Consider the following 19,607-nt stretch of genomic DNA (forward strand, 5'->3'; position numbering starts at 1 on the left):
CTACCGTAGCTATGATACCGCAGTCAACTGGAATATCGGAACCTGTTCTTGCAGTCTTGCGCTTGCTGTCGTTATTTCTGCCATCTTGATTTTGTGCATGAAAGAACGAGAAGCAACCCAAACAAAGAAAAAGGCCAAAAAGGTAGCTCCAAAGAAAGGCTGGTGATGATTGTATGAAGAAAAGTGATTTAGTATTAACATTCGTTCTTTTAGGAAGTTTTATGCTTTCTGGCTGTTCAAAAGATGAAATTCTTGATCATTATAATAATATCGTTCAGTCGGCTGGAGCCATAGAGCTTACAGGAAAGTCATCTTTGGAAGGAACAAAAGAAAAAGGGATCGATGATTATACGGGAACTTATACGGCTGATTATGAGGATTTTTCAGATACAGAGTATTTGTTCGGAGGAACTTCCATAAAAAGAGAAGCCGGTAAGGAGCTGTCTATTGACTGCACTTTGGAGGTTACGGAAGGTACTGCAAAAGTATTTTGGATTTCTGGATCTGATAAAGCAGTCACTTTGATTGAAACAACCGGAACTTATAGTGACACAATTACACTTCCTGATGGCGGAAATTATGTCGGCATTGAGTGTGAGGAATTTACTGGAAACATTGAATTGAATATTGAATAATCTTTAGCTGTGTGATGGTAAAAGAAAAATGTCACAGTACGGCAGATTTGTTTTAGTTAAAAGTTTATGCATAAAAAATAAAGTAGGTGATTACATGGGAAAATGTTAATACTGACATTTGAAGATAGTGAGGAAGAAATCCTGAATCATATAATATCCTGTGTCAATACGGGAGCAAGAGCATTTCAAGTAATTGAAAATGCAAAAACAAATTTGAGTTATGGAGATATTGTTATTTTGTTGGATAAAAGAGAATTATTTCGAAAGCAGGAAAAAATAGATTTATCTTTTATAGAGTTTGAAATTTTGCATTTATTAATGCGAAGTCCCGGAAGAGTGTTTAGCAAAGAACAAATATATGATATCATATGGAATGAACCTTATTCCGGTGATTATAATGTGGTTATGCGACATATCTGCAACATTAGAGAAAAGATAGAGGATGATCCGGGCCAACCAATGTATATACAAACGGTGAGAGGTGTAGGATATCGGTTTAACGGGAATTTAGGCAGCAAGTGAAATCGCTGCCTATTATTATGGTTTTACAAAGAAGGAAGTTTGTTATGAGAAGATCTTTGTATTTCAGGAGCATCCTGTTTGAGATATTTGGACAGATTTTGATGTATCAATTCCAACTCTTTTATTTCTTGCTTAAAAGAAACATATTGAGTATTTAGTGATTTTTTTTGGAAAATAAGATCTGAAAGTTGCTCCTGTAACTTATTGGTATTAAGATGCTTCAGGTTCATGCCATTTTCCTGTAAAATATGTTCAGCACCGGCGAAAAGAATAATTTGAGATTCATATTTACGGAAATAACGATCCGGATTTTTCTGATGGATAAGCGGCTTTTCGTTTTGACTCTCTCCGCTACAAATTGTATGATTTTCTTTATGCCGATTACGGCGTTTTATCCTTTGATGATAAGTGACTATTTTCAAGGAACGGCATGCGAGGCGAGTAGTGTAGAACTTCTTTATTCCGCAGGTATGATGATTGGAACTTTTGTGATAAACCATTTTGGAAATAAGCTGCAACATAACGCTGCCTGTGCCGCCTTCATTGGATTATTTGGCCTTGGAAGCATCACACTCATTAGTGGGTTTCTTCCAAAGTCAGATGCGGCATTTTGGATATTTGCTTTTATGTGTTTTGGAATGGGAATCAGTGCTGTGTTCTATAATATTCTTTACATTGCGTATATGCAGGAAACGATATCTTCAAAATATCATGGACGCGCATTTTCTTTATTGAACAGTATTATTTCGTTGACAATGCCTCTGGGTTTATTGGTTGCAGGTCCCGTGTTCTGTTTAATAGGGTCTGACCCCAAAACAAAATGATTATAAGAAACGAGCAGGGTTATTTCAAAGATCAGCAGATTTAGAGTAGTTCTTTTTTTCTGAGAGAAAATTAAAAATCGTTTTTGGTTCTTCTGGAGAGTGATTATAGCGTTTGGGAAACATCCGGAGAAACCATTACCTCAGGGTGTCGGTAAAGTTTTTTATCAAAGAGGGCTTTGAGATGCCCTTTCTTTTTTTCCCAAATCTTTCCTCTTGTTTACAGATATAAACCTAAGAAAAAACTTGACGTTTAAATATTACAGGTGTAATATTTAAGAAAATACGAAAAAAGGAGAAATAAAACTATATGAGAAAAACGAAAAGAAAAAAACACACGAAGACTATCACAAAAATAGTTTTATTTAGCGGTATATTGATTGGTGGTGGAATCGGTATTGTAACAATAATGAATCGTAATGTTCCTGAAAAAAGACTAATGGAATATATGAAATATATTGAAAAAGGGGAATATGAGCAAATGTATGCCATGCTGGATCAGAAAAAAAGCAGCATGAACAGTAAGGAAGAATTTATAGAACGAAATTCTAAAATATATGAAGGCATTGAGATGTCTGATCTGTCCATAACCGATATTACAGCAAAAAGAAAAGAAAACGGAAATGCGGCAGTTTCCTATACAACAAATATGCAGACTGCTGCAGGAAATGTAGAATTTACCAACGATGCGGTATTTTCACATGATTGGACAGGATATCATTTAATCTGGCAGGATCAGTTGATTTTTCCAGAGTTATCTGCAACGGATAAAGTTCAGGTAACGTCAGAAGAGGCAAAGAGAGGAGATATTTTAGACAGAAATGGTCGTCAGTTGGCTAGAGAGGGAACTGCATCTTCGGTAGGAATTGTTCCGGGCAGGATGGAGAACAGAGAAGATACAATAAAAAAACTGGCAGAGTATCTTGGAATTGGAGCAGACGAAATTGAGGATAAGTTAAAAGCCGGTTGGGTAAAAGCAGATTCTTTTGTACCAGTAGCAACAATTCCTAAAATACAAGAGGTCGATCTTTTGACAGTGAATCCGGATAAAACTGTTCTGGAAGAAAAAGAAAAGCAGGACACATTATTGAAGATTCCAGGTATTATGTTATCTGATGTAAAAGTACGAACTTATTATCTAAAAGAAGCTGCCTCTCATCTGGTAGGGTATGTACAGGCGGTTACAGCCGAAGATTTGCAGGAACATAAAGGGGAAGGGTATCGTACAAACAGTGTGATTGGAAAGACTGGACTGGAAACGCTTTATGAAAAAGAACTAAAAGGAACAGATGGGTGTGAAATCTGTATTGTAGATGCAAATGGAAATAAAAAAAGTGTTATTGCATATGAGCCTAGAAAAGATGGAGAAGATATCCATACTACGATTGATGGTGATCTTCAAAGTACTCTTTATGAACAATTTAAAGAAGACAGAGGATGTTCTGTAGCTTTGAATCCTTATACAGGGGAAGTATTGGCGTTGGTAAGTACGCCATCTTATGATAATAATGATTTTGTACGTGGAATGGACAACAGCCAGTGGAGTGCATTAAATGAAAATGAAGACAGGCCTTTATACAACCGCTTTCGCCAGACATGGTGTCCTGGCTCAACTTTTAAACCTGTAATTGCTGCAATTGGATTAAAAGTGGGGGCATTTACTGCAAATGACGATTTTGGAAATGAGGGTCTGGCGTGGCAGAAAGATTCCTCGTGGGGAGATTATACAGTGACTACACTTCATGATTATGAACCTGTGATCTTGAAAAATGCGCTTATTTATTCAGATAATATTTATTTTGCAAAAGCAGCATTAAAAATTGGTGCGGATCAACTGATGCAGTCTCTAAATCAAATAGGATTTAATCAGGAACTTCCATTTGATATTAAAATGTCAGAGTCCCAATATTCTAATATGGACAAGATAGAAACAGAAATCCAGCTTGCTGACAGTGGGTATGGACAGGGACAGATTCTGGTAAATCCTTTGCATCTTGCAAGCATTTATACGGCTTTTCTAAATGATGGAAATATGATAAAGCCATATCTTCACGCGGATGGTGGAAGCACTTCCAGTGAAATCTGGATAAAAGATGCTTTTTCACCACAAATTGTTTCGGAGGTTATGGAGGGGTTAGAGGGTGTAGTGAATAACCCGGAAGGAACTGGTTATGGAGCATGCCGGGAAGACATTAGATTAGCAGGAAAAACCGGAACAGCGGAACTGAAAGCTACAAAAGAAGATACATCTGGAACAGAAATTGGCTGGTTTACAGTTTTTACTACAGATAGAGATACAAAGAATCCTATTTTGCTCATCAGTATGGTAGAGAATGTGAAAGATATTGGAGGAAGCGGTTATGTGGTGGAAAAGGATAAGGCGATACTGGATGAATATCTTGGTAATGAATAATTTTTACCTTTAAATATTACAAATGTAAGAGGAAAATGATATGAAAAAAATTTGGAAAATATTTGTGGGAGTTATTTTGCTTGCTGTCTGTAGTGGATGTGGCATAAAGAAAGAGCAGAAAAAGACAATTGAAGATACGAAAGAAAAAATTTACAGAGAGTGTGAAATGCTAGCAGAAGGCTATCGGAACATATATGAGAATGCTGTGAAAGAAAATGCACTATATGAGCTGAGTACAATACAAAAAAGTATGGATTATTTTGGAAAATATGGATATGCAGTAATTGATTCCTACAATCAGCTGGATATGGTTCAAAGTATTAAAGTAGATGATTTTTTGAAAAAAGCAGAAAAAGAGAAGAATGGAAAAACTACTATATTTCAAGTTATAGCAGGGGATCATTTTATCCGGTATGATCTGAAAACCAAACAGGGGAAAATAGACGTTGAAGTAAGCTCTTTTAAATGGAAAGAGGACACTTGGCAGGAAACATATTATCATGAGTTTAGAGCTAATTCATGGAAATATACAGAAAACGGGCATTTCTTTATAGAAGAATATCATCCGGCAGGATATGATGGACCGTCTGGATATCGGGACTTTCGGGTAGCACCGTTAAATAAAAAATGTCGGGAGTTGAATCGAAAATATATACTTCCTTTTGGATATACACTTAATAAATTGTTTACTTCTAATTGGAGTGAAAAAAATTATGATGGAATAAATTTTTATGATGTTTTTGATCGTTTACTTTCAATGGAAGAAAAAACTGATGAATTTAAGGAAGGAAAGACTTATGAAATCCCAAAAGAATCATTTGAAACGATATTTCAAAAATATTTTAATATAAGCGCAGAGATACTGCAGACAGGAACGGTATTTCACACAGAAATACAGACATATCGGTATCGAACCAGAGGAATCGTATATGATTTTGCTCCCACACCATATATTCCATATCCGGAAGTTGTTTCCTACATAGAAAATCAAGATGGAACAATAACACTGGAAGTAAATGCGGTATGGCCACAAAAAGAATTAGATCAGGCGTTTTGTCATAGTGTAACCATTCGGCTGTTAGATAAAGATAGATTTCAATATGTATCCAATTATGTATCAAGGTCAGAAATAGAGGTTACCTGGTATACAGAAAGATTATCAGACGAAAAGTGGGAGGAATGTTATGGAGATAATTGATATGATTACAAAAAGAAAACTGAAAAAGATGATGAGCGTTTTATTTATTTCGGGATGCTTTTTCATAGGAAATACAAAATGTAAAGGGGCTGATTTAGAATATATTTCACAGGAAACTGCGAATTATGCTGTACAAGAAAGAGGATATGATTTGCCAGTAGATGAAGTCGTGAAAGAAGAAGCTATTGAAGATTGTAAGAATGTTATGAATCAGATGAAAGTCATTTATCAAAAGGCGGATAAAGGGACTTCATCGAATATAGTAGTTTCTGAGACAGTAATGGAAGAAATGCAGGAAGTATTAAAGGAAAAAAATGTCCCCGTTATTACATCAGCACCGTATTCAAATATGGCTAATTATTCTAAAATGGAAGAATTTCTTTTCAGGGCAGAACAGGATCTGACAGGAGATATCGTCTTATATAGGATTAACAGGGATGGTGGGATAGAAAGACTCAAATTCAATTATGATGGGACAGATATGTATTTGCTGGCTGTGAAAGCTGTTTGGGGTATGAACGACAATCCATCTATTGTATATGTTTCGTATACAAGGATAGAAGAATGGAAATATACAGAAAAAGGCTGGTTTGGTTATACGCTATGCGTTCCAAAGTATCCGGAAGTATCAGAAGCGGTTGATGGCAGTTCTATGATAAGAATTAAACCTTTAAGTGATGAATGCAGGGAAGTTTCAAAGAGGTGTGTGTATTTGCTTGGATATCAGGGGAATAATCTTTTATGTTCTGATTGGGATAGATCTGATATGGAAGGGTTAGATTATAATGGTTTATATGAATATTTATATCGAATGAAATACGGGGAGAGATATGAGTTTTCAGGTAACTCAAGTGGAATTCCGGCAGAAGAGTTTGAAAATCTGATAATGGAGTTTTTGCCGATAACAGCAGATCAAATTAAAAAATGGGCAGTATTTGATTCGGAACATCAAACTTATGACTGGGAACGATTAGGCTGTTTAAATTATAGCCCTACTTATTTTGGAACATCTTTACCGGAGGTCGTTGAAATAAGAGATAGCGGAGAGGGAAACAGTGTGTTGGTTGTTGATGCTGTATGTGATACATTTATATGTAATGATGCCGTTATTACAAGTGAGCTGACTGTTAAGTTCAACGATGATAAGAGTTTTAAATATATGGGGAATAAAATTCTGAATAATGGTACGAAAGAAGTTCCCAAATATCAATATAGAATAAAAAGAAAGAACTGATAACAACTATCAGCCCTTTCATATTTGTTAATTCCATATATGTAATTTTTTTAAGATATCAGAAGTGATTTCAAATGCTTTTTTGCCAGTTGCATTAGAATCACTTTGGATATTGGTTGCAAAATAATAGCTGTTATCGGAAGTTTCTACATATCCGATAAACCAGCCGTTGATATCCTGTCCGTTGACACGACCGGTTCCAGTTTTTCCGTAGAAATTACCATTAGGTGTACTGGCAATTTTTATAGCATTTTTAACAGAAAATACATTTTGGGAATTTAGATGGAATTCATTTGTGTTAAATTTTTTCAATAATGTTACTTGCTCTAAAGGCGAGATTTTTAATGAAAAATCGGACCAGTATAAATCCAGATTTGAACTGGTTGTCTGGTTTCCATATTCTATTTTATTCAAAAATTCCTGGACTCTGTTAATTCCGAGCTGCGAATCAATTGCCTGGAAATACCAGTTAACGGAATTTTGCATAGCAGAGTTTAAATCCTGATCAGCTTCCCAGGATGGAAAAGGAAAGGCATCACCATTCCATGTCATGGAAGAGTGTTCTGGTGTGATGATTCCGGATTCCAACCCTAATAATGCATCGTATATTTTGTAGGTAGACTCTGGCGGAATACGTTTGGTGGCTTCTTCAAGATCGTATATTTTCCAGGAATCCAAATTATTGTCATACAAAACAAATGATCCATCATATGTTCCAAATGTTTCGGATATATCTAACAGGGAGATATTTTTGTCTGTATCACTAAAATGATATACGCTTTGAGTAGAGGCATCAATGGATAAAATGGGTGTACATCCAATAAAAACAGCACTAATGACCAGATAAATTATCAATGCTCTCATTTTTTGATAAAGAGTTTCTTTCCTAAAAACGGCGATGTTGAGAATACGTCGTTTCATCTGCCTGAAATTTCCGGACATTCCAACTGCCAGTGGAGAGGAAAAAGAGGATATTTTTTCTGCAAAATTAATCAGTGTAGTTCCATAAGCTTGGTATTCATCAGCAGAAATCATCTGCAATACAGCAGAATCACAGGCTATTTCACGGTCACAGAGAATTTCTTTTAAAGTGTACCAAACAAAAGGGTTAAACCAGTAGAGTATATTACTTATGACCATGAGGAAGCCAATAAATGTATCTTTGTGACGGTAATGCTGTAATTCGTGTAGCAGCATAAAACGCATATCATCAGGATTCAGTTCGGAAATTAAATGGATGGGAATGTAAATTCTGGGATGTATTATTCCGATTAAAACTGGTGATTTTAAAAATGCAGTACTGTAGACTGATACTGGGTGAGAGATTTTAAGTTCCTTTAAACAATTGTAATAAATAGTTTTTACCTGCTGATTTTGAAGCGGGAGAGCAGATCTTTTTATGGAACGTACATAGTTTAATGAATGAAGGGTGAGGACTGACATAATCATAACACCCGTTATCCATATTAGAAAGAGTATGGTATTCAAGCCTCCAGAAAATTGACTACTGATGGAAACTGAAAAATCATTCACCTGGTTTAACAAAATATTTTGTGTATTACTGGTAAGTTCGGATAGCGTGTCGGTACCAGAGTTAAGTCCTGAGTCAGTTTGAAAAAAATGTAACCATGAAAAAAGTTGTGAGCCATGAATCTGTACAGGAAAAAATGGCACGGCAAGTAGTAAAAATAAAAGAAAACAGAGATGGTACTGTGTAGCCGCAGATAAATATTTTTTCAGAAGTTTTTTTGTTCCGATTATTACAAGTGTAAAAATACATATGAAGATATTACTGATTAAAAAGTGGATAATCCAGTTGCTCATTCAAAACCTCCTATTTCTGATGTTTTGATAATAAATGGCGTAAGTTATCAATTTCTGTTGAAGAGAGCTTATCGTCTTCAAGGTAAGAAGCCAGCATAGAAGAAAGATTTCCATTATAATATCGCTTTAAAAAAGAATTGCTTTCCTGGCGTATATATTCATCTTCTTGGACTAATGGAGTATAGACAAATACCCGGCTTTGTTTTTCGTAGGAAAGAGCTTTTTTGGAAACAAGTCTCTTGATAAGAGTTTGAATTGTTTTTGGACTCCAGCTGGTAGTTAGAGTAAGTTTTTCTGTAATTTCATTTGTATTGATGGGAGCATATTTCCATACAATTTTCATAACTTCAAATTCGGCTTCTGAAATTTGGGGTAGTGACATAATAAAATCCTCCTGCTAAATCCTACATATGTAATAAATATATTATATTACTTGTAGAAGAAAAAAGTCAAATGGCAGATGATATATAGAATATAAAATTAATAATGTAGAGGCAATAAAGGTGAAAAAGATAGAAATTATTGAGAGAATCACAGATGCTAATGGAAGCATAAGTGAAAACATATTGACTAGCTGGGAACATAAAAACCAATTCATACCGGAAATTATAAGGTTTGGAGAATTAAAAATATATCTACAGGAACGAATTGTTAAAAAGAATGATAGTGATGTTCATCTTTCAAAATATGAATATGATATTTTACTTCTTTTAGCGAAAAGTCCAGGTAGAATATTTGGAAAAGAAATGGTTTATGATCTGGTATGGAATGAACCTTATTCCGGTGATTATAATGTGGTTATGCGACATATCTGCAATATCAGAGAAAAAATAGAAGATGATCCTGGACAACCATTATATATACAAACAGTACGAGGTGTAGGATATCGGTTTAACGGGAATTTAGGCAGCGAGTGAAATCGCTGCCTATTATTATGGTTTTACAAAGAAGGGAGTTGGTTATGAGAAGATCTTTGTATTTCAGGAGCATCCTGTTTGAGATATTTGGACAGGTTTTGATGTATCAATTCCAACTCTTTTATTTCTTGCTTAAAGGAAACGTATTGAGTATTTAGTGATTCCTTTCTGGAAATAAGATCTGCAATTTGCTCTTGCAACTTATTGGAATTAAGATGTTTCAGGTTTATACCATTTTCCTGTAAAATATGTTCAGCACCCGCGAAAAGAATAATTTGAGATTCATATTTACGGAAATAACGATCTGGATCTTTGGAGCTTTTATAATGGTCGTCGTAAATTTTATTTTTCTGATATTGTTCGGCATATTTTAGCATTTCTCGAAGATGGCGTATCTGAGACTCGAGAGAAACAACAGAGGTATTTACCTCTTTTTGCTGCATATGTAACAAGGCTATGCGGTCTTCAAGTTCTGAAAAATTATGTAGATTATGTGTGAACATCTTGTTATATTCAGCAGAGACAATTTTTAAATTTTCCTTATTTGCCCATTTCTGAAGTCCAATGTTTCCTGCTATATTGGGAGTGTTGGTGTCTATTAACTTATTACGAACAGAAGGAACAGTAGTTCTGTGGAGCTTATTATTAATGCGTTCTTTGATACGTTCCTTAGTAAAATTTTTTCCTAAAGATTTAGCACTTCCACGCACTGGATGGGACATATCGGGAGAACGAAAGGTAATGTATTTTCTGCTGTTTTCGCCAAATTCTGCGTTTTTTATTTCATATCCTTTAGCTTCCATAAATGCAAGAAATTCTGAATAAGTGGAAACGATTCGGATTGTCTGGTTGATATCTTTTCGCAGCTGCGCTTTTTTACTGGATTCAGATTTATTTGCAGCCCATTCATTGTATTTCATTCCTTTTTTACCATCTGGCATAATTGTGGACAGGTTATGTTCCTGGCATAAAGTGTCGCTGAGATTTCGTATTTTCCAGTAATTCTTTTTACAGTCATGGTAATGAGAAAAAGTGATGTTATCTGCAGAACAGAAAATTAAATGGTTATGTACATGACCTTTATCAGTGTGTGTTGTCAGAACATAGGAGTATTTTCCCTCCAGTAAGCGATCCGCAAGTTCTTTGCCAATTTGATGGGCTTCTTCATAGGAAACTTCACCAGGGGAAAATGCCTGAATCAGATGAAATGCCTTATTTGTATTGTGCGGATCTCTGCAGTCATGTGTATGATCCAAAGTGTATTTAAAGTCAAGAACGGCTGTTTCGGGAGAGCAGGCAAAGGAAGAAATATATAGATTCTGGTCAGTTTTATCTGGATTGCAGATGTATTCTATTGCTTTATCAACGGTTGTTTTGATACCATGGATTTTTGTAACTGCCATATTTTTTCCATTAACTCCTTTATATCGTCCAGGTCCTTTGGGTAAACTGTATTGGTACTGTTTATACGATGGGTGATCTGATTCAAATTGCTGCTGATATTGCCCAGCAGGGTATTCATTTTTCGGATATGAGAGTAGTCTACTTCATATACAAATCCATATAAGATCATTTTCCGTAGAAAGGCAGATTTGCTTTTCATCCTGGAAAGACGATATTTTTCTTCTAAAATGTATTGTTCGTCATCATTCAAATAAAATTGTACGGGATGAATTCTGGTACGTTTGCTCATTGAAATCCTCCAATTCGTTTTTTTCTATAAAAAAGAGTACAAAAAAACTGTCTAACCAGTTCGGCTATGACAGTTATGGTACTTGGTTTTTTGTTGGTTTGGACAGATGTATCTGTAAGTTATTTTAACAGGACTGGGTGAAAGCGTCAAATTAAGAAATTATAAAATATGAGAGGGCCAGGGATACTCCCTGATACATTTTGGTAGAATGAACCGGAAAGGGAATTTGACAAAATGAGCCAGGTGTCATGACACTGGCAGTGCTTGCTTCTTTTGGGGTGTAGCCTGCAAAGCAGGCTATGCAAAAGCTATAAAACATAAATAGAACTGTGAGAAGTGGTTGAGAATACAATCCTGATAGCGTATAATCAGAGAAAGAAATCGTAAGTGAGGGATAAATTTGAAACGTGAAGAAATTTTTCAATATGTAAAAGAGCAATATGGAACTGAACCGGAATATTTATGGAAAAAAGATCCTGATTCTGCGGTGCTTCGACATAAAAATGGAAAATGGTATGCTATAATTATGGTAGTGGAAAAGAAAATACTGGGATTAGAAGAAGATGGAAACATTGACATCCTGGATGTAAAATGTGATCCTGATCTGGTTGGGATGATTATTCAAACGTATGGATTTTTACCGGGGTATCATATGAATAAGCAACACTGGATTACGATTCTTTTGGATGATTCTGTCAGTGAAGCTAAGACGCTGGATTTTCTGGATATGAGTTATGATTTAATTGACAGTGGGAAGTAATAAAAAAGGAAGCCTTTCAGAAAAATCTCTGATTGGCTCCCAGGTATTCATTCTGGATATGTATAAGTTGATCTTTGCAACAGGATATTTTCCCAATCTCGTTCATGGCGCAACACTCGGAGAATATGAATCTCTTTTGTTTCTTCCATTATAATATAAAAAATAATAGATGGCGGAAAAGATCTTTTATGTATGGAATATCCTCTGTACAGAATTTGAGTTCGGGGAAAGGCAGTACTGAACTGGCCTAAATTCTGCATTTGTTCTTTCAGATCAGATTGAAAACGGTCAGCACGTTGCTGGCCGAATTCTTCTTCAATATAATCTGCAATGTCTGTGACATCGTAAATTGCTTCCCAGGTTAAAATAATTTTATATTCTTGCATTTCTTCGTGCATCCCTTAATTCTGTGATTTTGCGAAAAGCATCTTCCAGTGGCAATTCACGACCAGCTTCCATATCATCAATTCCCCGGTCTAACATGCGGAGAAGATGATTGTTTTCCTGGTTTTTATCGGTTGTAGGGACTTTTTTTGTTAATTCCATGAAATCACTCCAATCATACGGTTTATAAATAGTGTATGTTGTTCAGAAGTATCTATCCATAGTTTAGCATAGAATGGGCAGCAATACAATTGAATTATTTTGCAGGAGCGTCCGTCAGACCAAGAAGATATTCGCAGGAAACATTAAATACTTCGGCCAGTGCGACAACTTCGTAGTCGGGAACGAAACGTGTGCCTTGTTCAATTCGCAGGATTGCCAGATCATTAAAATCATATCCTGCAAGTTGTAATTTGGCAGCGAGTGTTTTCTGAGTAAGATTATGAGCCTTTCGTAATTCTTTTACCCGTTGTCCTATTCTGTTTTTACTGTTCGTTTTTTTATCCCAATAAATAATCATTCTGATCCTCAAAAGTTTCTAAAGATGAAGTATTATTATTGATTTTAAGGAAAAATATTGTTACTATACTTCTAAAGATGAAGTTTTTGGGAAGTTTATTTGATTTTTGAAATAAGAAAATGATAATGCTGCCTGTAATGAGAAATAATTCTAATGAGAGGTGGAAAGAAGATGAATGAATTTTATGAAGCAGTATCGAATTTATTTGAGGAATTGCGCTGTGACTCCGGAGAAAGAGAATATACAGTACAGCCGGAAGAATGGAAAGAAGCAGAGAAGAATTTGAAACAAATACAAAAGAAGCTGCCACTACATCTGGAAAAAATCCCAGAGCGTGAGCAGAATTTCTGGAATAAATATCTGGATCAGTTAGAACATTTCCATTATGAAGAGGAGCAGCGGGCTTATTACCAGGGAATGATGGATGTAGTTGAGTTTCTTATTAATATAGGGGCAATAAAGAAATCCACGAATGTTAAGAGAATGATAGAAAAATATGCACGTTAAGAGTGGCGGTATGGGAAACCATACCGCTTCTTCAGAATAATTCAGATAGAATTCAAATGAATTTCAGGGATCTTGTTTATCGTGGTCTGTAGGAATTTTGTATGTGCGCAGGTATGCTTCTACGATGGCAAGGATAGCGGTAATTTGCTCATCGTTGCATTTTGACAGGTACATGAGCAGGCGTTGATAATCAAGATTATCTGTATGATTGTTTGGATAAAACAATGGTTCAGGAGGAACATTTAAAGCGCGTACCAGTTTTCTGATTTTATGAAAACTCGGAACTCGGCCCCCATTTTCAATTTCCTTTAAATATCGGCTGGACATTTCTGCTTTTTCAGCTAATTCTTCATAAGTCAATTTTTGCTCGTGTCGGGCGTTCTTAAAAAACAATCCCAGTTCTTTATCTGTTTGTTTTGGCATATGATACACCTCCATGTTTAGTGTATAGTTCCCTTTCTTGAAAGAAAATGAACTAATATTTCACTAAAAAAGAGGGTGATATTTCACTTTTTAAAAGACATATAAAATTCTGAATTTCCGTAAAACAGATCCGGAGGTATAGGAAAGATTAAGAATTTTATTGTCTGGTATCATATCCGTCATTACGTGACGGATGAAATAGATAAATAGTTCAAAAAAGCAAATAAATTTCTTTACCTCAAAAAGTGAATTATATGCCACAAAAAATGATGGCAAAATATTATCTTTTGATATAAATAGCGTCCGATGGGCTAAAAACTACCCATTAGGACGTTTTTTATATACCTCAAAATACAGGAAAAACAATTTTCTCGTATTTATTAAGAAATTTTTTAAAAATTTCTTCCCACACCCCGACAAATGCACTCATCCGTTTGGGATATGTGTGAAGGGGAAGCAAGAACTTTGCTTATTGCCTACCGGCGGGGAAGGAGGTGAACTCTTATGGAGCAATCCTCTTTTCAAGATGAGCAGACAGTCAGACATCAGTTTGATTCTCTGTGCAAGCTGGCATTGAAAAGTGAAGTTATTAATTATGAAAAGCATATGGCATATCGCCAGAAGTATGAAGTGATGTTGTCAGAATTATCAGAAAAGGAGTTGAGCAGACTTTTTATAATGGATGAGCATGAAATGGAAACACATCGTTTTCAGGTCCTGGGTTACGACATAGAAGTCAAAGATGCATTGATTGCTGAAGCACTGCAGACACTTACTGAAAAGAAAAGGAATGTTGTGTTATTATCATATTTTATGGATATGAGTGATGCAGACATTGCCAGAGAAATGAATCTTGTACGCAGCACAATTAATGAGCATCGTAGACGATCACTGGAACTGATGAGAAAAAATATGGAGGAATCTGCAAATGAAAAAAAGTAAAAAACAGAAATGCGCATTTGATTTGCTGCCATTCCATGTTATTGAGGCAGCATCAACTGGTGATACTGAGGCAATCCAGGCAGTGTTGAAGCATTATGAAGGGTACATAACAGTTTTGGCTACCAGAAAAATGTTTGACGAATTTGGACAGGTGCATTACTGTGTAGATGAAACTCTGCGTCAACGCCTGGAAGCAAAACTGATTACTAAGACCTTGGGATTTGATACGAAATCATATGTAAGGAAAAGTAATCAGTAAAGGGAGTATTTAATATAGATTCCTTTTCCCCTTCAGGAATTTTTGTACCTTGAAAATTGTATATTGTTTTACATACAGGACGTGAAGATATGTAGAGCCACTAGGTAAATCCGCCATGATATATCTGCTCTGTTAATGGAGTAAATACGAGGAAATGCTGAAATATAACATTGAAGTAAAGGTATGGAGCGAGAAGAATTTGACAAAATGTGCAGCAGCTGCACAGGGCGACGAAGCATATCTGTGATAATGATATTTCCAGAAAAAATCTGGTCATATTTAATGACGGTGCAAAACCGATGTGGGCAGAGTACTGAACTGCCACCTGTATTGTAATTTTATCTGCCGATGACAGTGTATAAAATTGTAAATTGTCATGGGCAGATAAAAATGTTTTGTCCAAAGAGAAAAGGAGGAGAGAAGAGTGGCGATTAAAATTGAAAAAGGTAAGATTCCAATTTGGGAAAAATATATGCTTACGGTGGATGAAGCAGTGCAATATTTCGGAATAGGTGAAAAGAAAATAAGGATGCTTATTTCGGAACATCTAAATTCAGAATGTTGCTTTACAGTCCAGGTGGGGTGTAAGTCATTGATTAACCGTAAGAAATTTGAGGCCTTTCTGGATCAGACTACGTCTTTGTAAAAAATATACGAACAATTTAGCACTTTAAAGTGAAAATGTTAGCCCTGGTATGATATAATACCTATATCGTGCTAGGGCTTCTTCGTAGAAAGGGGCGAAGACGTTTGGGTAAAACAAAACGTGACCAAAAACGACGAGATAAAAAAGGTCGAATTTTACGAAACGGAGAAAGTCAGAGAAAAGATGGAAGATATGCGTTTGTATATACAGATTGTTATGGAAAGCAGAAGTTTTTGTATAGTTGGAAATTAGAGCCAACAGATTCTCTGCCAACTGGATGCAGACCATGCTTAGCTCTAAGGGAAAAAGAAAAAAATATCCAAAGAGATTTACATGATGGTATAGTACCTTACGGAGGAAATTTAACAGTTTTGGATTTGGTTCAAAAATATATTGGACAAAAAAAGGGGGTTCGTCATAATACTCAGGCGAACTATGATTTTGTGATCAATATAATAAAAAAAGAAGAATTCGGAACCAGAAGAATAGATAAAATAAAATTGTCGGATGCAAAAGCATGGTTTATTAAGCTGCAAGCAGATGGAAGAGGATACAGTTCCATTCACAGTGTGCGTGGAATTGTAAGACCTGCATTTCAGATGGCAGTTGAAGATGATTTACTGCGCAAGAATCCTTTTGAATTTCAATTATGTACAGTTGTCGTAAATGACAGTGTTACAAGACAGGCAATTACAAAAGAACAGGAAGAGTTATTTCTGGAGTTTATCCGAAATGATGACCATTACTCAAAATACTATAATGGAATGTTTATTTTGTTTAAGACTGGACTTCGTATTTCTGAGTTTTGTGGATTGACAGTGAAAGATATTGATCTTCAGGAGAGAAAAATCAATGTGAATCATCAGCTTCAGAGAACCAGAGGAATGCAGTACGTCATTGAAGATACCAAAACTTCAAGTGGAACACGAATGTTGCCGATGACAGATGAAGTTTATGAATGTTTTGAACAGATTGTGAAAAACCGTAAAAAAGTAAGGGTTGAGCCGATTATAGATGGATATAGTCGATTTTTATTCCTGGATAAAAAAGATATGCCTGAGGTAGCACTCCATTGGGAAAAACATTTTCAGTGGGCGTTAGGAAAGTATAATCGTACTCATGAGGAACAAATGCCAAAGATCACGCCTCATGTATGTAGGCATACATATTGTTCCAATATGGCGAAAGCTGGAATGAATCCGAAAGCACTCCAATATTTAATGGGACATTCTGATATAGGGGTTACGTTAAATGTATATACGCATCTGGGATTAATTGATGCAAAAGAAGAGATGAATAGGATTGCAAAACTGGCATAGTATGATAAAATAATAGAAAAAAGAATTAAGAATAATCTGATTATAAGGTTCTTAGAAAGCCTGTTTTCCAGGCTGATTATTACTAAGAAGTTACTAAATTTGGATAAGAAAATATACGAATTTATGCTGTGATATACAGGAAAATGACAGGATTGAAGATTATCGGAAAATGCCTGCAAACAGCGTAAATACAGCATTTCAAGGAGTTTTAAGCAATGATAAGTGTGTTATTTGTCTGCCACGGCAGGATTTACCGGGCATGATGAAAAGTCTCAAATCGTCTCATAAGCCCCGTTTTTAAGCGTTTTTTGTGCTTCAGTCTCAAATTTACCAAAGATTTACCAATATTTCTGGAGAGCCAGACTTGCAAAAAAATGAGCCAGAATGAGGAGATTAAAACATGAGCGAATTGAAACCAAGAATAACGGAAAACGGAATTGATTATATCCTTGTTGGAGATTACTACATCCCAGACCTGAAACTGCCGGAAGAACATCGCCCCATTGGAAAGTATGGACGGCTGCACCGGGAATATTTAAGGGAAATCCATCCAGCCCGATCGAACACATTGACCTTGACTGGGGAGTTATGGACATATCTTTCAGACCTGAACGAACAGGCACAGGAACGGTTAGACACCATCATGGAGCAGATGAAAATTGCCGAGGGCGTAACCGAGGAATTAAAGTGTACCCGTCAAATGGAATGGGTGCGGCGGTGCAATAATATCCACAATCGGGCAGAAGAAATTGTTTTGCATGAGATAATTTATTCATAATAGTATGGTGTCAGGATTATGACAAATCAGAGGTTAAAAGGTGCGTTATGTTAAAAAGCATAGGGTTATATTTTAGAAAAATAGATTTTCTGAATTTTGCAGTTGGAGCTATAATGCCAATCATTGTATTGTTTATAGTTTATTCATCAGTCAAATCAAATATAATTCTTCAAGACACTGATTTTTTATCACTGTTGATGAATCATAAAGGGAAATTCATATTTTACTTTTTCGTGTCCTTTATTGAAGAAGTTATTTTTAGAGGAATTATTTTTGGGCTGTTGCTGCAAAAATGTAAAAATAAGTATTTGAGTTGCGTAATAGCTGCACTTATTTTTACACTACCACATATTTTTAATACCGATAATATTTCTGTTCTGGTAATGTTTATTTTTCCTTTTCTATATGGAATATTTGCCAATGAAATGTTTTACACTACAAAGAGTATTTGGATGCCCACAGGGTTTCATTGGTTATGGAATTATACAATAACAAGTTTGTTTCTTGTTACAGGAACACAAAGTTTCATATATGTACATATCATAGTAGCAATGATTATAATGATACCGTTGTTTTACATTGTTATTGGGAAAACACGCCTAAGTGGCGATTGATAGCTTACAGTTTATCGCTTTATACAATATCAACTGAATAACCACAGCACAAACCGCTGCTACATGGAAGCCAACAAACCATGCAACAGCGGTTTTTCTTTACCGTTTTTTCCTCTGGCTGATAGGCGTTCCCATTTTCTTTGACTTCTTGAGAATACGAATGAGCCAGCGAAATTCTTCATCTGACAGATTTTTATAGTTGATACCAAGCTGCTTACAGTAAAGGACAACCAGCTTTTCATCCCGGCTGCCCTTGAAATTTTTAACCGCTTCCAGATTTTCTTTCAGTTCATCGGCAACGGTGGTCTGGGGTGCACTCTCACTGTCCTTTTTATGGGCTTCCCGAATATCCCGGATAATGAGGTTGAGGTCATCCCGTACCATCTGACTGAAATACTCATCATCGCTGATATGGGCAGCTTGCAACACTTTCAAATGGGGGTCATCTTCGCCGGGGCGATACCGTTCAATGATTTCATGCCGGACAGTATCGACAAGGGCGTTGAGGTTTTGAATCTGCATGGTGGCAATCCCATCCACATAAATCTCAATGTCCGTAAGAAACTTGATAAAATCCTTATGTGTAGCAAGTTCGCACAGCAGACGGTTGTTAATCCGACCGCTTTTCAGAAGTGCTACCATCTCATCACTCAAATGCAGCTCCCTTAATGGCGTGTTGATCTCCGCCCGGTTCTCTGTCCGGCAAAAGAGATAATCGAGGGACACCCCATAAAAATCTGCCAGCAGGATAAGGTTGCCATGATTGATTTCCTTATAGTCATCTTTTTCATAACTGCCAAGAGCCGATTTTGAAATACCCGTTTGCTCTGCCAGTTCTTCCAGTTTTAATCCTTTGTTTAATCGTAAATCTTTTAGCCGTTCCTGTATTGTAGTAGCTCCGTTCATTGAAGCAGTTCCCCCTTCTGACAACATTTATAACCGTTGAATTGATTATACCATATCAATTCCGCAATCGTGGAAATTTCTGATTTTTACCTCTGATTCCTACTTTGTGGACATACGGCACAGGGCACAAAAATGTTCTATGATACAGGTAGTTCATCGATGGATTATTCCAATCGAATGACCAGCCTGTGTGGGATATGCTTCCCCGGCGATGTAGTGCCATGACTTTTGGCAGGGATATGGAGGAACCCTGACCAAAACGAGCGTACCAAAGGGAGCGATACGCCGCTGT

The 19,607-nt window shown here is 36.1% G+C and carries 24 protein-coding genes; 15 read left to right on the forward strand and 9 right to left on the reverse strand.

Features of this window, described 5'->3' with window-relative positions; translation table 11 throughout:
• Positions 1–173 precede the first annotated feature (173 nt).
• The 6 genes from DWX61_RS02655 (at position 174) to DWX61_RS02685 (ending at position 6,823) form a co-directional block, all read left to right on the forward strand.
• The gene (locus DWX61_RS02655; RefSeq protein ID WP_117638881.1) at positions 174–635 is read left to right on the forward strand and encodes a hypothetical protein; all 462 of its coding nucleotides are present in this window, start codon (positions 174–176) and stop codon (positions 633–635) included.
• A gap of 102 nt (positions 636–737) precedes the next feature.
• Positions 738–1,157: a winged helix-turn-helix domain-containing protein gene (locus DWX61_RS02660; protein WP_117638882.1), complete on the forward strand. Its 420-nt coding sequence runs from the start codon at positions 738–740 to the stop codon at positions 1,155–1,157.
• 317 nt (positions 1,158–1,474) lie between these two features.
• Entirely contained in the window at positions 1,475–1,981 is a 507-nt protein-coding gene (locus tag DWX61_RS19495) for an MFS transporter (protein ID WP_353652860.1), read from the forward strand.
• 307 nt (positions 1,982–2,288) lie between these two features.
• Complete coding sequence (locus DWX61_RS02675; RefSeq protein ID WP_118623677.1) at positions 2,289–4,391, forward strand: penicillin-binding transpeptidase domain-containing protein; 2,103 nt, start codon at positions 2,289–2,291, stop codon at positions 4,389–4,391.
• Between the two features lie 40 nt (positions 4,392–4,431).
• On the forward strand, positions 4,432–5,589 hold the full coding sequence (locus DWX61_RS02680) for a DUF6070 family protein (RefSeq protein ID WP_118623679.1): 1,158 nt from the start codon (positions 4,432–4,434) through the stop codon (positions 5,587–5,589).
• Positions 5,576–6,823, forward strand: a complete 1,248-nt coding sequence (locus DWX61_RS02685) for a DUF6070 family protein (RefSeq protein ID WP_055059611.1) — start codon at positions 5,576–5,578, stop codon at positions 6,821–6,823. The genes DWX61_RS02680 and DWX61_RS02685 overlap by 14 nt, the downstream gene beginning before the upstream one ends.
• A gap of 27 nt (positions 6,824–6,850) precedes the next feature.
• On the opposite strand, the gene DWX61_RS02690 is transcribed toward DWX61_RS02685, so the two are convergent.
• Both DWX61_RS02690 and DWX61_RS02695 read right to left on the reverse strand, forming a co-directional pair.
• Positions 6,851–8,647 carry a BlaR1 family beta-lactam sensor/signal transducer gene (locus tag DWX61_RS02690; RefSeq protein WP_021650354.1) on the reverse strand — a complete coding sequence of 599 codons (1,797 nt, stop codon included), beginning with the start codon at positions 8,645–8,647 and terminating at the stop codon, positions 6,851–6,853.
• A gap of 10 nt (positions 8,648–8,657) precedes the next feature.
• Positions 8,658–9,029: a BlaI/MecI/CopY family transcriptional regulator gene (locus DWX61_RS02695; RefSeq protein WP_005426520.1), complete on the reverse strand. Its 372-nt coding sequence runs from the start codon at positions 9,027–9,029 to the stop codon at positions 8,658–8,660.
• Positions 9,030–9,150: 121 nt separating this feature from the next.
• Here DWX61_RS02695 and DWX61_RS02700 point away from each other — a divergent pair, with 121 nt between their 5' ends.
• Positions 9,151–9,564 (forward strand): winged helix-turn-helix domain-containing protein, encoded by a 414-nt coding sequence (locus tag DWX61_RS02700; protein ID WP_005426519.1) that lies wholly within the window; start codon positions 9,151–9,153, stop codon positions 9,562–9,564.
• 23 nt (positions 9,565–9,587) lie between these two features.
• On the opposite strand, the gene DWX61_RS02705 is transcribed toward DWX61_RS02700, so the two are convergent.
• Both DWX61_RS02705 and DWX61_RS02710 read right to left on the reverse strand, forming a co-directional pair.
• Positions 9,588–10,967, reverse strand: coding sequence for a relaxase/mobilization nuclease domain-containing protein (locus DWX61_RS02705; protein WP_118168642.1), 1,380 nt, complete (start codon positions 10,965–10,967; stop codon positions 9,588–9,590).
• The gene (locus tag DWX61_RS02710) at positions 10,916–11,257 is read right to left on the reverse strand and encodes a plasmid mobilization protein (RefSeq protein WP_005426517.1); all 342 of its coding nucleotides are present in this window, start codon (positions 11,255–11,257) and stop codon (positions 10,916–10,918) included. The genes DWX61_RS02705 and DWX61_RS02710 overlap by 52 nt, the downstream gene beginning before the upstream one ends.
• A 400-nt stretch (positions 11,258–11,657) precedes the next feature.
• Between DWX61_RS02710 and DWX61_RS02715 the strand changes: the two genes are divergently transcribed.
• Positions 11,658–12,017, forward strand: a complete 360-nt coding sequence (locus DWX61_RS02715) for an MmcQ/YjbR family DNA-binding protein (RefSeq protein WP_019162150.1) — start codon at positions 11,658–11,660, stop codon at positions 12,015–12,017.
• A gap of 47 nt (positions 12,018–12,064) precedes the next feature.
• Here the strand turns inward: DWX61_RS02715 and DWX61_RS02720 are convergent, their stop codons facing one another.
• The 3 genes from DWX61_RS02720 to DWX61_RS02725 all read right to left on the reverse strand — a co-directional run bounded on the left by DWX61_RS02720 (position 12,065) and on the right by DWX61_RS02725 (position 12,921).
• Entirely contained in the window at positions 12,065–12,403 is a 339-nt protein-coding gene (locus DWX61_RS02720; protein WP_019162149.1) for a type II toxin-antitoxin system RelE/ParE family toxin, read from the reverse strand.
• Positions 12,390–12,563, reverse strand: a complete 174-nt coding sequence (locus DWX61_RS18845; protein ID WP_005426514.1) for a hypothetical protein — start codon at positions 12,561–12,563, stop codon at positions 12,390–12,392. Before DWX61_RS18845 ends, DWX61_RS02720 begins: the two co-directional genes overlap by 14 nt.
• A gap of 94 nt (positions 12,564–12,657) precedes the next feature.
• Positions 12,658–12,921, reverse strand: a complete 264-nt coding sequence (locus tag DWX61_RS02725; RefSeq protein ID WP_015541275.1) for a helix-turn-helix domain-containing protein — start codon at positions 12,919–12,921, stop codon at positions 12,658–12,660.
• Positions 12,922–13,092: 171 nt separating this feature from the next.
• Here DWX61_RS02725 and DWX61_RS02730 point away from each other — a divergent pair, with 171 nt between their 5' ends.
• Positions 13,093–13,428: a hypothetical protein gene (locus tag DWX61_RS02730; protein WP_005426510.1), complete on the forward strand. Its 336-nt coding sequence runs from the start codon at positions 13,093–13,095 to the stop codon at positions 13,426–13,428.
• 63 nt (positions 13,429–13,491) lie between these two features.
• Here the strand turns inward: DWX61_RS02730 and DWX61_RS02735 are convergent, their stop codons facing one another.
• Positions 13,492–13,851 (reverse strand): helix-turn-helix domain-containing protein, encoded by a 360-nt coding sequence (locus DWX61_RS02735; protein WP_015524620.1) that lies wholly within the window; start codon positions 13,849–13,851, stop codon positions 13,492–13,494.
• Positions 13,852–14,355: 504 nt separating this feature from the next.
• Between DWX61_RS02735 and DWX61_RS02740 the strand changes: the two genes are divergently transcribed.
• From DWX61_RS02740 to DWX61_RS02765, 6 genes are all read left to right on the forward strand, one after another.
• Entirely contained in the window at positions 14,356–14,793 is a 438-nt protein-coding gene (locus tag DWX61_RS02740) for an RNA polymerase sigma factor (protein WP_005426505.1), read from the forward strand.
• Entirely contained in the window at positions 14,780–15,052 is a 273-nt protein-coding gene (locus DWX61_RS02745) for a helix-turn-helix domain-containing protein (RefSeq protein ID WP_015541278.1), read from the forward strand. The genes DWX61_RS02740 and DWX61_RS02745 overlap by 14 nt, the downstream gene beginning before the upstream one ends.
• Positions 15,053–15,476: 424 nt before the next feature.
• Positions 15,477–15,698 (forward strand): excisionase, encoded by a 222-nt coding sequence (locus DWX61_RS02750; RefSeq protein ID WP_021650362.1) that lies wholly within the window; start codon positions 15,477–15,479, stop codon positions 15,696–15,698.
• A gap of 104 nt (positions 15,699–15,802) precedes the next feature.
• Positions 15,803–17,017, forward strand: a complete 1,215-nt coding sequence (locus DWX61_RS02755; RefSeq protein ID WP_044960653.1) for a site-specific integrase — start codon at positions 15,803–15,805, stop codon at positions 17,015–17,017.
• A gap of 400 nt (positions 17,018–17,417) precedes the next feature.
• Positions 17,418–17,795, forward strand: coding sequence for a TnpV protein (locus tag DWX61_RS02760; RefSeq protein WP_118265303.1), 378 nt, complete (start codon positions 17,418–17,420; stop codon positions 17,793–17,795).
• Positions 17,796–17,842: 47 nt separating this feature from the next.
• Complete coding sequence (locus DWX61_RS02765; protein WP_118265302.1) at positions 17,843–18,409, forward strand: CPBP family intramembrane glutamic endopeptidase; 567 nt, start codon at positions 17,843–17,845, stop codon at positions 18,407–18,409.
• A 99-nt stretch (positions 18,410–18,508) separates the two neighbouring features.
• On the opposite strand, the gene DWX61_RS02770 is transcribed toward DWX61_RS02765, so the two are convergent.
• A complete protein-coding gene (locus DWX61_RS02770) occupies positions 18,509–19,315 on the reverse strand; it encodes a helix-turn-helix domain-containing protein (RefSeq protein WP_118479699.1) in 807 nt (268 codons plus the stop codon).
• Between the last annotated feature and the right edge of the window lie 292 nt (positions 19,316–19,607).

Source organism: Ruminococcus sp. AF20-12LB (assembly GCF_003478985.1).
Classification (GTDB): domain Bacteria; phylum Bacillota; class Clostridia; order Lachnospirales; family Lachnospiraceae; genus Blautia_A.